General features: G+C 67.6%; 7 protein-coding genes. 6 read left to right on the top strand and 1 reads right to left on the bottom strand.

From position 1 onward, the window contains the following. Positions 1-171 precede the first annotated feature (171 nt). Both ACYVLP_RS01540 and ACYVLP_RS01545 read left to right on the top strand, forming a co-directional pair. Entirely contained in the window at positions 172-4,788 is a 4,617-nt protein-coding gene (locus ACYVLP_RS01540; RefSeq protein WP_460625576.1) for an OmpL47-type beta-barrel domain-containing protein, read from the top strand. Between the two features lie 224 nt (positions 4,789-5,012). Further along, the gene (locus ACYVLP_RS01545) at positions 5,013-5,348 is read left to right on the top strand and encodes a helix-turn-helix domain-containing protein (RefSeq protein WP_460625577.1); all 336 of its coding nucleotides are present in this window, start codon (positions 5,013-5,015) and stop codon (positions 5,346-5,348) included. A 459-nt stretch (positions 5,349-5,807) separates the two neighbouring features. On the opposite strand, the gene ACYVLP_RS01550 is transcribed toward ACYVLP_RS01545, so the two are convergent. After that, entirely contained in the window at positions 5,808-6,287 is a 480-nt protein-coding gene (locus ACYVLP_RS01550; RefSeq protein WP_460625578.1) for a hypothetical protein, read from the bottom strand. A gap of 275 nt (positions 6,288-6,562) precedes the next feature. Between ACYVLP_RS01550 and ACYVLP_RS01555 the strand changes: the two genes are divergently transcribed. The 4 genes from ACYVLP_RS01555 (at position 6,563) to ACYVLP_RS01570 (ending at position 13,306) form a co-directional block, all read left to right on the top strand. Continuing rightward, the gene (locus ACYVLP_RS01555; RefSeq protein WP_460625579.1) at positions 6,563-8,797 is read left to right on the top strand and encodes an MMPL family transporter; all 2,235 of its coding nucleotides are present in this window, start codon (positions 6,563-6,565) and stop codon (positions 8,795-8,797) included. Positions 8,798-9,184: 387 nt separating this feature from the next. Continuing rightward, positions 9,185-10,084: an ATP-binding protein gene (locus ACYVLP_RS01560; protein ID WP_460625580.1), complete on the top strand. Its 900-nt coding sequence runs from the start codon at positions 9,185-9,187 to the stop codon at positions 10,082-10,084. Positions 10,085-10,755: 671 nt separating this feature from the next. Beyond that, positions 10,756-12,189 (top strand): sugar transferase, encoded by a 1,434-nt coding sequence (locus ACYVLP_RS01565; RefSeq protein WP_460625581.1) that lies wholly within the window; start codon positions 10,756-10,758, stop codon positions 12,187-12,189. Between the two features lie 130 nt (positions 12,190-12,319). Beyond that, positions 12,320-13,306: an endonuclease/exonuclease/phosphatase family protein gene (locus ACYVLP_RS01570; RefSeq protein ID WP_460625582.1), complete on the top strand. Its 987-nt coding sequence runs from the start codon at positions 12,320-12,322 to the stop codon at positions 13,304-13,306. The last annotated feature ends 3 nt before the right edge of the window (positions 13,307-13,309 follow it).

Raw genomic sequence — 13,309 nt, forward strand, 5'->3', positions numbered from 1 at the left:
GAATCGCCCACGCGGTCCGCAAAGCGCCCGTACCGTTCGGGGATGTCGCGGAGGGCGGCACGGAGCAGCATCACGCACGGTGCATTCACGAGGGGACCTGGGATGAACTTCCAGAGGGGGGCGTCGATGGAGACGCGTCGGTCTCGCAGCCAGCGAGACAAGAACAGGCGGGTGGCTCGGCGACTGCTCGGGGGAGCGTCGGTCGCGGCCGTCGTGGCGGGTGGCATCAACTTGGTGCCGGCGCTCGCGTCGACCGTCACGAGTGCCACCTTGACGGGAGGTGCAGGCACTGCGCTCGTCGGGCAGACGCTCTACGCCAGGCAGGGCGCCACGCTGGCCCTGACCGTCGTCACCAGCCCGGACACGAAGTGCGTCGAGGTCACGGGTCCGGCGACTCCGCTGATTCAGACCTCGTCCTCGGCGACGTCGAACTGGACGTTCACCCTGACAGCCCCGGGGGGTGAAGGGGCTCAGGCCGTCGTGGTTGCAGCCTCTCCCGACTTCAACGGTCAGCCCAAGTGCACGGGCATGACCCGCACGGGTCAGGCCTCGTATGCCCTCGACAACACCGGCCCGACGGTGAGCGCCCAGCTCACCCCGACCCCCAATGCCGCCGGATGGAACAGGTCAGACGTCACGGTGACGTGGACGGCCACCGACGCCGGCTCGGGTGTCGCGGCCGGGCAGCCGTTCCAGACTGACTCGGTCACGACCAACGGTGACGTCACAAAGACCACGCAGGCGCAGCTCGACCGGGTCGGAAACGCCAGCGCGCCCGGATCCGTGACGGTGCACCTCGACAAGTCGGCCCCGACGATCACCGCGACGCAGACTCAGAACGCCAACGGCACGACAACGGTGACCTTCACCTGTAACGACGCAGGCGGATCCGGAGTCACCTCGTGCCTGGCCGACGGGACCTCGACGAACTCGAAGACCGTGAACCCGGGCGTCACCGTGACCGGCACCGCCACCGACGCCGCGGGCAACACAGGCACGGCGTCGTCCACGGCTCCGGCAGGTGACACGACGCCGCCGACCCTGTCGGGCGCTCCGACGACTCAACCGAATCCGCAGGGCTGGTACAAGGGCGACGTCACGGTGCACTGGACCGCGGCCGACCCACAGTCCGGCATTCCGAACCCGCCCGGAGACACGACCATCACCGGTTCGGGCGAGGGTCTCATCAGCACGGTCACAGTGCAGAACGGCGCGGGCCTGACTACAACGGCCAACAGCTCGCCCCCGGTCAAGATCGACCGGACCGCCCCGAGCACATCGATCGGCGGAAACTCCAACCAGTGGGTCAACGGCCAGGTCAACCTCACCCTGACCCCGACCGACAACCTTTCGCAGGTTGCGTCGACGTCCTACAGCGTCGACGGCGGCGCGACCCAGACGGGCACAGCCTTCAGCCTCACCGACGAGGGCGACCACACGGTCACCTTCTTCAGCACCGACAACGCAGGCAACGTCGAGGCACCCACCACGGTGCACGTGAAGATCGACAAGACCGCGCCGACCATCGGCCACATTTTCGACCCCTCGTCCTACACCGATGGCAGCTGGACCAACAAGGGCATCACCGTCACTTTCGTCTGTGACGACAAGGGCGGTTCCGGGATCGCTGACTGCACCGCTCCCGTGACCAAGGACGCCGACGGCAAGTTCGTCGTCCCCGGCAACGCAGCGGACGCAGCGGGCAACTCCGCAAGCAACAGCGCGAGCATCTGGATCGACAAGACTCCGCCGACCATCACGGCGAACGCCGTGGGCGACAAGAACGACGCGGGCTGGTACAAGGACGACGTCACCGTCACGTTCACTGTCGGCGACGCGCTCTCCGGCGTCGTCGGCGCACCCGCCAACCAGGTCCTGGGCGAAGGCGCAGACCAGAGCGCCAGCGCCACCGTGCACGACGCGGCCGGCAACTCGGCCTCGGACGGTGTGACGGGCATCAACGTCGACAAGACCCCTCCGGCGCTGTCGGCATCGTTCGCCGACGGCTGGCACACGGGTGACGTCGCGGTTGACTGGTCGTGCACCGACACGCTGTCGAAGGTCGCCACGCCGCCAGCCGACGACACGGTGACGGGCGAAGGCGCCAGCTTGTCGTCGAGCGCCAGCTGCACCGATGTCGCCGGCAACAAGACGACGAAGACTGTCGGCGGCATCAAGATCGACCGCACCACGCCGACGACGACGGCCGCGGTCGCGGGCACGGAGATCAGCGGATGGTACGGCCACGCCGTGAGCGTCACCCTCACCGGCCACGACAACCTCTCCGGGATCGCAGAGACCTACTACACGGTTGACGAGGGTCCGACGCAGACCTACCACGCACCGTTCACCGTTGGTGTGGACGGGGTGCACCACATCGCCTTCTGGAGCAAGGACGTTGCCGGCAACGTCGAGTCGGCCGGGGCGCCCATCACGGTCAAGATCGACACGACTGCCCCGGTCACGAAGGTGATCAACCCGATCTCGCCCGTAAGCGGCTGGTTCGTCGTCAGCGGCATACCGTTCGCGTTCGACGCGCACGACGGCGGATCCGGCGTCGCCGCAACGTACTACACGATCGACGGCGGCAATGCGCTGACCTACGGTCAGCCGTTCAGCCAGGACCTCTCCAACGGCAGCCACTCCGTCGAGGTCTGGAGCATCGACGCGGCCGGCAACAGCGAGCAGAAGCAGACGTTCACGATCAACGTCGACACGATCGCGCCCACGATCACGGGCACGGCCACGCCGGCGGCCAACACCTTCGGCTGGAACAACACCGATGTCGACGTCAAGTTCGCGTGCACCGACAGCGGGTCGGGTGTGCAGACGGGGGTTGCCGGCTGCGCCGGAGACACGACCCTCAAGAACGAGGGTGCGGCCCAGGGCGTTCACGGCGACGCCGTCGATGTCGCGGGTAACCACTCCGGCACGGACGTCACCGGTATCAACATCGACAGGACGAAGCCGACGCTCGTCGGCATCGCTCCCGCCCCCAACGGCGCCGGGTGGTACAAGGCCGACGTGCCGGTGACCTGGGTCGGGAACGACGCACTCTCTGGCATCGACCCTGGCAGCCAGCCGGCACCCAGCAGCATCACCGGCGAAGGCGCCGACCTCGGCGCCGGTCCGGTCACGATCACCGACAAGGCGGGCAACGTCAGTGACCCAGCCTTGCTCACCGGCATCAAGATCGACCGGACCCCTCCAGTCATCACCGGGGCTCCCACGACCACGCCCAACGCGGCCGGCTGGTACAGCGGCGAGGTCACCGTCGACTTCAAGTGCACCGACAGCCTGTCCGGAGTGGCGACCTGCCCGACGAGCAGGCTGCTCAAGGGCAATGGCGCGAACCAGAGCGTGACGAGCGACACGGCGACGGACATGGCGGGCAACTCGAGCGCCGCGAAGACCGTCGGCGGAATCAACATCGACGGGACCGCCCCCACGACGTCGAGCAACAACCTGTGCACCATGGTGAACGGCTGGTGCACCGGTTCGACCGCCGATGTGGTGCTCACAGCCACCGACCAGACGGGCCTGTCCGGCGTCAAGGAGATCCACTACAAGGTCGACAATGGGGCCGAACAGGTCGCGTCGGGTGCCACCAGGACTGTGACCGTACCTCTTGACGGGAGCGGCTCGGCCACGTTGGCCTACTGGGCCGTGGACAACGCCGGGAACGCCGAGGCGAAGAACAACGTCGCCCTCGAGTGGGACAACATCGCCCCGACGGTGAGCCACGACCTCTCACCAGCTCCCAACGCCGACGAGTGGAACAAGTCCGACGTGACGGTGACCTTCAGCGCGAAGGACGATGACCAGGGCTCAGGTGTCGCCAAAGTCTCGGCGCCGGTCACCGTCTCGACGGAGACAAGCGGGAAGAGCGTCACCGGCACGGCCACCGACACCGCCGGCAACGTCGGCAGCGACTCGGTCGTCGTCAGGCTCGACAAGACCGTCCCGACCATCACGGGCGCGATCACGAGCGGGCACCTGACGGCGAGCGGTTGGTACAACGGGCCGGTCACGGTGACCTTCACGTGCGCCGACGCGCTCTCAGGCGTTGCTACCTGTGCCGACCCAGTGCAGCTGACCGCCAACGGCACGAACCAGGCCACGGGTCCGGTCAGCGACCGAGCCGGCAACACCGCCAGCGCCACCGTGGACGGGATCAAGATCGACACCGAGAACCCGACCCTGCTGCCCGGAGACGTCAACGTCGGCGGGAAGACCTACACCCTCGGCGCCGTTCCACCGGCGACGTGCTACGCCACGGACAGCTACTCCGGGATCGCCTCTTGTGCAGTCACCGTCACCGGCGGCAAGGCCAACGGCGTGGGAACTTTCAGCTACACGGCCACGGCCACCGACAAGGCGGGCAACTTCTCGACGATGACGGGCACCTACCGGGTGATCTACCGCTTCGACGGGTTCCTCCAGCCGATCAACGACACGGCTCACCAAGTGGGGACGTCCACCAGCATCTTCAAGGCGGGTAGCACGGTTCCGACCAAGCTGCAGCTCAAGAAGGCCGATGGCACGGTCGTCCAGTCGGTCGAGGCGCTGGGCTGGCTGACCCCGGTGAAGGGGAGCGGAACGTCCGCACCGGTGGACGAGTCGGTCTACACCGCTGCCGCCGACAGCGGCAGCGACTACAAGTTCGACTCGACCGAGAAGCAGTACATGTACAACTGGAAGACCGGGTCGGCAGGCGGGTCCTACTGGCGGATCGGCGTCCAGCTGGACGACGGCCAGACGTACTACGTCAACATCGGGCTCCGATGACAGGCGGCCCGATCGACCAGAGACCGTTGCGTTGACGGTCGAGGTGGTCCCGTGCCGGCAACGGCACGGGACCGCCTTTTCCTGAAGTCGTAGCCGAGCTGGCCGGATCAGATGGTCGGGCGCTGACGGCCGACGAGGCGCTTCCCTTGGGCCGGTGTCCGGGGCGTCTTGTACGTCGCCGAGGGGAGATGCGGCTGCCGGCCAAAGCGGGGCATCATGGGCCGATGAGCACCGATTGGCGTGTTTCTGAGGCTCGACGCATCGTCGGTGCCCGGATGGAAAAGGGCTGGTCTCAGGGCCGCCTCGCCAAAGAGGCTGGGGTCGGTCTGGGCACGGTCTACTCAATCGAGAAGGCGAAGCCAGTGAGGGCAGAGACCCTCCTGATCGTCCGAGGGGCACTCGACCTGGGCGACACTGACGTGCCTTCCGATCCCGATCTGCCGTCTGACGTGCGGCTGGTCGTGGAGGCCGTCGCTCTCTGGCTTCATGAGCTCCCCGAGCCCGAGCGGGCGAGGGCCGTGAGCCGGCTCTTGGCCGCGATCTCGACGCCGCGGGAGTAAGCATCGCGAAGGGCCAGCCTGCGCCCGCCGCTGCGGGAATACCCCTGTCGCTGAGATCACTGCCCGTCATTGACTCGTCCTGGCCACGTCGGCCCGCCTGCCGGTGCACCCTTGGCACTATGAGTGATCCGTGGGCGAGCTACGCCGGAAGCGTCCCCGAGCCCTCCGAGCGCGCCGCACCTCAACCCTACGGCGCCACAGCTGACGACTATGTCGCTGGCGCTTCAGCCTGCCCGCTGTCGGGCCCCGGCGGCGCCCCAGGCCCAAAGAAGAGCCGACGGGTGATCGTCGTAGCGACCCTGGGGGCGGTGCTCATCGGCGCCCCCACGTTCCTGTTGACCACAGCCTGCTCGACGAGGTGAAGCTGCGGTAAGCCGCGAGGGGACAAAGCGAGCCCCCACTCCCGGGTGAGTTGGGGGCTCGCCGTATGCCGCACGTCGCGGTGCTGTGTTGTCCGGGTCAGCCGCAGGACATGTGGTCGAACGACACGGTCACCGTGCCGTTGGCGTTCAGCGTGGCCTGGGCGTTGTCGTGGAACTGCAGGTGCGAGCCGTCGCTGCCGGTCGCGTTGACGTTGAAGGTGCTGTGTTCGACGCCGTTACGCAGGTTGTTCTCGTCGCCGAACCAGTTGGTGAAGTGCCCGGTGTACGACGTCTTCGACGGGTCGTCCGGTGTGAAGGTGAACTGGCCCTCGACCGTCCCCGTGAACCACGAGCCGGTCTTGCTGATAGTGCCGTGGAAGATCTGGTTCTCGACTGCGCTGATGGTGCCGAGGTCACCAGTGCACGGGTTGGCGTCGTGGAACACGTCCACGACTCCGTGCTCGTTGTCGGTGAAGGTGGTCGCCCCGTTGCCGCCGGCGGTTGCCGATACGGCCCCGAGGAGCAGAAGCGACGTGGCCGTAGCTGTGGCGCAGACGGCCCTGATGCCGAGTCTCATGTGACTCTCCTTGCTGCAGGTCTTGCGAAGTCCCCCCGGAGCGGAGCCGACGGCTCCCAAACCACTGTGGGCGCAGCACGTTTCGCGATACGCCCATCAGGAAGATCACAGGAGACTGGCAGGCAGCGCCAAGGTCGCCAAGGCTCGACGGGACTGCCCGCATCGACCGCGCCGCAGCCGCAACGCTGCCGGAGTCATCCGAACCTGGCCGGTTTCCCCTTGGGTGAGCAAAACCGGGAACCGGGGTACTTCTTCTTCATGCAGAAGGCGGGTCTATGAGGTCGTGGCGCAAGTCCGAGGTCGGCTCACTTGCCAGGATGTACGCCTGGCTCGTGATCAAGCTCCGCTGGTGCGTCGTGCTGGGCTGGGTCACGGCCGCGATCGCAGCCGCCCTGTGGCTACCCGCCACCACGGCCGGCGCGGACCTGGGCGCGTTCGCGCCTCCGAACAGCCACGCCATCGCGACGGAGACCGCGTCTGCCAAGGCCTTCGGGTTCCCGATCCTGTCCCGAACCGTGCTGGTGCAACGCGACGAGCACGGTCTGTCGCACGCGGCGCAGCAGCGAGTGGTGGAGCGAGCGGTGGCGGTGGCCAAGGGAACCGTCGGCGACGTCGGTCCCATAGCCGGGGTCCTTCCGATCGCCAATTCGGAGGCGGTCTTTCCGTCTTCCTCAGAGCAGGGCACCACAGCTCTGAGCTACGTTCTCACCAAGCCGGGTACGAGCCTGGCCGACGAAGTCGCCGCGGCGGAAACGTTCGGCCGTCAGCACGTGAACCAGCCAGACGACCATCTCGTCGGGGTCACGGGGACGGTCCCGGCGCAGGTCGCCCAGTCCGAGATCCTCTACGGTCACCTGCCGTTGCTCGAGTGCGCCACGCTGGTGGTCGTCATAGGGGTCGTCGCCGTGAAGTTCAGATCGGTCGTCGCTCCGCTGGTGGCGCTGGTGACTGCGGCCGCGTCGTACTTCCTGGCTGTCCGGGTCACCGACTATGTGGGCGGGTTCGTGCAGGGCGGGGTGCCTGAGCAGCTCAAACCGCTGGTGCTCGCGCTCGTGCTGGGCATCGTGACGGACTACGCGATCTTCTTCCTGTCCAGCATGCGTACCGGTCTCGACGCCGGCCTGGACAAGCTGACGGCGGCCAAGACCTCCGCCGCGCAGACCGGTCGGATAGTGCTGGTCGCCGGGATCGCGGTCGCGGCTGGCAGCGCGGCGATGCTCGTCGCGCAGGCGGGTTACTTCCGCGCCTTCGGACCCGTGCTCGCGCTGTCGGTGCTGACCGCGGTGGTCGTCTCGGTGACCCTGTTGCCGGCACTGCTCGCGATCCTGGGCCGCGTCCTGTACTGGCCCACCCGGCCCGGGGGAGCAAGCGCTCCTCACGTGGCGCGGGCCGCGGCGCGAGTGCTCACCGTCCGAGTGGTGGCACTGGTCCTCGGCGGCGCCTGTGTAGTCGGCCTCGTGGTCCTGGGCGCCGGCGTGGACCGCCTCCGTCTGGGAGTGTCCTTCATCGCCGCGCTCCCCGCCGACAGTGAACCGCGCACGGCAGCGCAGGCGGCGGCTTCGGGTTTCGCGCCCGGTATCGTCGCGCCGACCGAGCTGCTGCTGCAGGGCGCCGAGATCGGCAGTGACCAGCAGAAGCTCGCCCGACTCGGCCGCGAGCTACAGCAACAGCCGGGTGTCGCCGGCGTGCTGAGCCCCAGCGCGCTGCCCGACAACCTGGTGCGGGGCGCCCTCGTGACCCGCGCGGGCGACGCCGCTCGCTTCCTCGTCATCCTCGACAAGGACCCCCTCGGCGCCACAGCGATCCATGACCTGAACGATGTGTCGGAGGCCATGCCCGTCCTGCTGCAGCGGGCCGGGCTGGAGGGGGCGCGCTACGGTTTGGCCGGCGACACAGCGGTGGCCAGCGAGCTCGTGGCAGCCACCAACGCCGACCTACTCCGCATCGCGATCGCGGTGCTGTTGGTGAACCTGGCCTTGCTGATGGTCTTCCTGCGTGCTGTCGTCGCACCACTGTTGCTGCTGGCCTCCAGCGTGCTTGCCCTCGCCGCCTCGCTGGGTTGTCTGACGCTGGTCTTCCAAGATCGGCTGGGCCACGACGGGGTGGCGTTCTACGTGCCGTTCGCTGCCTCGGTGCTGCTCCTCTCGCTCGGGTCCGACTACAACATCTACGGCGTCGGCCACGTCTGGACTCGCGCCAACCACACGTCCTTGCGAAAGGCCATGGCGGAGCGCGTCCCAGAGACGTCCGGCGCGATCACCGCGGCCGGCATCACGCTGGCGGCGAGCTTCGCGATGCTTGCACTGGTGCCGCTCCGGCAGTTCCGCGAGCTGGCGTTCGTCATGGGCCTGGGGGTCCTCATCGACGCACTGGTCGTGCGCACCGTCCTGGTTCCCGCGCTCCTCACGCTCTTGGGCAGCTTCAGCGCCTGGCCGCGAAAGCTCCACGGTGCCCGGACCAAGCGCACACCCGCGAGCCGACCCTCGACTGCCTCGGGCCGAGGATCGTGATGCTGCAGGACCGGGATCCCGCTCGCCACGACCCGAAGGGCCGGCTGCCCGAGTCCGCGCCACCCAGAAGCGATGTGCCTCGCCACATCCGGCTCACTCGGCCCGCCTCGAGAGCCAAGACGGTGAATAAAGTGCCTTGCCTGAATAGTGGGGAATGCGCACGAAACTTCGCCCAGAGACTCAGCACTCTGGCTTGGCTTATGACAGGGGCGCAGAGAAATCACCATCGGAACCGACCGGGTCGCAAGCCTCCAGCCCCGGCACATCCGAGCGGCACGCTCGCGACCCCTGCGCTCCGACCGGCGGATTGGTCACGGCGGGCTGTCCGCGGTCCGCAAATGGCCCGCAGAAGGTCCTGTGAGTCGGGCGCCGACCTATCCTGGCGAGGTGGCGCACACGGTCGCGAGCAGACCGGTCCCCGACGGGGACACGTGGGTACGGTCCGCGCTGGCGCGGCTCGGCCAGGTGCCCGGCGTCCATCGGGCAGGGCTGGCTTTGGCCGAAGGTGGTGGACGCCGGCTGCTCTTCTGCGCGAGCGACCGCGACAACCGACGCAGCGTCGACTGGTGCGAGGTCGACGCATACGAGGATGTCCCGCTGAACCACTCCGTGCGCACCGGCGAGGCGGTGGTGGGCTCATTGGAGGACCTGGCCGACCGCTATCGTGCTTTCACCGACCGCCAGCCCCCGAAGACCCGCGCGCTCGCGGCGCTGCCGATCTTCGCTGCCGGCCACGTCCAGGGCGGATTCGCGCTGTTCTTCGACGCACCGCAGCGCTTCGACAGCGCACAGCTGAGCGAGCTCGAGGATCTCGGCGCGAGGCTGGGCGCCGCCCTGCGCCGCGTGCAGCGTGCGACCGCCCATGCCAGCAGATCCCTCGAGGATGAGCCGATGCCGCTCGGCGCGCGCTCGGCCACGTACTCCGTTGCCGGGGACCCTCGGGCAGTCGCCCCCGCGCGCCATTTCGTCCGGAGCACCCTCGCGTCGTGGGGTGTCGGCGAGGCCACGATCTACAGCGCGATCCTGTGCCTCAGCGAGCTGGTGACCAACGCGATCATCCACACCGATGCCGGCTGCGAGCTCCGTGTCGTGCTTGACCGCGGTGTGCTCACCACAACCGTCCGCGACGGCGGCTCGACCGTGGTCGTCGATCCACGCAACTTCACCGAGGACCCGCTCGCTGTGCACGGTCGTGGGCTTCAGCTCGTGGACGCGCTCTCGACGAGGTGGGGCTCGGAACTGGACGCAGTCGGGATGACCGTGTGGTTCGTGCTCGAATCGGTGTGATCCGGTTATTGGTAGCACAATTCCTCACCGGCTCAACACTGTGAATTGTTGGAAAACTCAGCATTCCAGCCCGGTTGGAGGCACAGTGACTTCGGCGGCGGGGAGGAACGGGAGGAGATTGCGACCTCGATGTGGGCGTCGGGTGGGGACGCGAGGCGCGACGACCAAACCGCAAAGCCGAGACCGGTATGTCAGCCTTGCGCCAGTCGGACCGGTCGACAGGTGCCCGGGACCACATCGTTGGTCCCGGGCACGCCTGTTTTCTTCGTGTGCCGGTCCAGGCTCTCGCCAGCGAGGTGGGTCATGGGCGTGGCGCTCCACGAGCGCGCGGATTCGCCGAGCGGTGAAGCGGAGAGGCACCACTCTCGGGAGAGGGGGTCAGCGTGGTGCCCCTCCACTCCTCACATCACGAACTGAGATCCCGTCGTTACGCCAACAAGCGGAGTACATAACAGCCGAATTACGCACCACCGCAGACTAATTCGCGCAAACCCCACCACTTTTCTGCCTTCGTCGACGCGATCCGGCTACCCCGTGCATACTCGCAACAGGCTACTGGGGGTGGTTCTCGACGAGGGAGTGCGCCCTTCGCTGGGTGCAGGGGTGGGGGACATATGGCGCAGCCCGTGCGCGAGCGGGGGGCTGTACTTCTAGGGTTGAGCGCGCGTCCGGTGACCCAGCCTCTGAGCGAGCGGTCCCGGGGTGTTCGCCTGCTGCAGTGGGGGATCGCCGCCGGCGACCTCGTTGTCATCGCCACGTCGATGGTGCTGGCCGCGGCCGGACGCATGAGCCTCGAGATCTTCTCAGCCGCCAGCGACCTCAACGCGGTGGCGCAGTCGGTCGGCGTCTGGATCATTGCCGGCTGGATGCTGGTCAACTACTTCATGGGGACGTACGCGAGCATGTATGTCGGAGTAGGCACTCGCGAGTATGCCCGGGTCGGATCGTCTGCTGCGCTCACGGCTGGTGCGATCGGGATCATGAGCTACGTGACGAAGTTCGACCTTTCCCGTGGGTTCTTCGTTCTTCTCTTCAGCATCGGGTTGCCGCTGTTGTTGCTGTGGCGGTGGTGCGCCCGTGGTCTCGTGCACCGTGTCCGCGCCCGAGGACATCTGATGACGCGCGTGGTGGTCTGCGGGTCGGCCGGTCATGTGGACGACGTCGTCACGGTGCTCAGGCGCGAGTCGCGCCTCGGCTACAGCATCATCGGCGCCCTGACGCCCGCCGATCAGGCAGGCAGCAGCACCCCACTCGGTGTGCGCGTCCTCGGCGACACAACGCGGACAGCTGCATCCGTGCTCGCCGCGGCGGCTGACCTCGTCGTCTTCACGGAGGGAGCGTTTCCGTCGCCCGTGGACTTCCGCCGCATTGCGTGGGACCTCGAGGGTCACCACGTGCAGATGGCGGTTGTGCCGAGCCTCAGCGACATCTCCTCCGGCCGAATCGCGATGCGGCCCGTCGGGGGCCTGCCCCTCGTGCACGTCGAGCAGCCGCAGGGCCTTGCCGCCTCCCGCGGCCTGAAGCGGATGTTCGACGTGCTGGGAGGCTGCCTGCTGCTCGTGCTGTCCTCGCCGTTCCTGCTCGTCGTGGCGCTCACCATCAAGGTGCAGGACAGGGGACCGGTCCTCTTCCGCCAGACCCGCGTCGGGCGCGACGGCGAGCTCTTCGAATGCCTGAAGTTCCGGAGCATGACGGTCGACGCCGAGGCTCGGCTCAGCGCTGTCACGCATCTCAACCACACCGATGGCGTCCTCTTCAAGGCGCAAGGGGACCCGCGAATCACCACCGTAGGCAGGGTGATCCGGCGCTACTCGATCGACGAGCTGCCCCAGCTGGTCAACGTCATCACCGGCCACATGAGCCTGGTCGGACCGCGTCCTGCACTGCCGTCGGAGGTTCGCCAGTACGCGCCGGACATGAAGCGGCGCCTCCGCGTCCGACCCGGAATGACCGGCCTGTGGCAGGTCTCTGGTCGCAGCGACCTGGCGTGGGACGACGCAGTGCGCCTGGATCTCGACTACGTCGACAACTGGTCGATCGTGCAAGACCTGTCGATCCTCCTCAGGACCATCCGCGCTGTCGTTGCTTCACGCGGGGCCTACTGAACACGGGGCCGGACGCACCGGATCACGCCAGGCCGAGGCACACGTCTCAGCACCCACACCGACCGAGAGGAGCGAGACGGTCTTGACTCCTGAGGCCGCGCGTATTCCCCCGACGAGACGCTGGGCGTCGGTGGTGCTGTGGGCTGTCGCGGCGGCCAGCCTCGTCCTCGCCGCTGCCCTGACCGTCCTGCGCTGCGCCGACCCGAGCCAGCCGCGCCTCATCGAGCTGGCCGCCCTGGCGCCCGCGAGCATTCCCATCGCGTTGGTGACGATCACCGCGTCCGGTGCCGCGTGGATCGTCCAGGGCAAGCGCAGATCTGGGGCTCGGGCGGCGGCGTGCGCCGCGGCGGCGGGGTCAGCGCTGCTCGTCGCGCACCTTGTGTGGCTCGCACCACTCTTCCTTGGAGACACTGCCAGTCCGTCTGGACCGCAGGTTGTGGTGCTAGCGCAAAATTTCGAGTATGGCGATGCGGGCGCGCTGGCCCAGCTAGCGCGCTCCAGCGGAGCCGAGGTCGTCGTCCTGAGCGACCTGCCGCCCAACCAGCTCGCAGCCCTGCGCCGTACCGATCTTCTCGACCGCTACGCGTACCAGGTCGGCATTCATCCGGATGGCCCGGACGGGACGGTCATTCTCAGCACGTACCCGTTGATCGAATTGGCGCGAATATCCGATGGGGCCGATTCACGGCTCGTTCGCGTGGACGCGCATGAATTAGGCGGGTTCGACCTCGTTGCAGTCCATATGACGCCCCCCTACCAAGGAGACTCATGGACGCAGGAGTATGCCGTGATGGAGTCTTTTTTGGGCGCGACGTACGGAGCTGACACAAAAGCGTCCGTGGTCCTGGCGGGAGACTTCAACGCAACTCCGAACAACGCCCCCTTCCGGCGCATTCTCGACCTAGGCTTCCAAGATGGTGTGGACCAGGTCAATGGGGGCTATCAGCCTACGTGGCCTGCGGGAGCAGCCAAGCGGCAGTGGGGGATTGGGGTGCCGCCGCTCGTACAGATAGACCACGTCCTGGTGTCCCGAGGCCTGGACGTAAGCGGCCTTCGCACCGTGCAGGTCCGGGGATCAGACCACCTTGGACTGGTGGTTCAGGTCGGCCGAGCCTAAGCG

It is taken from the genome of Intrasporangium mesophilum, assembly GCF_054783095.1.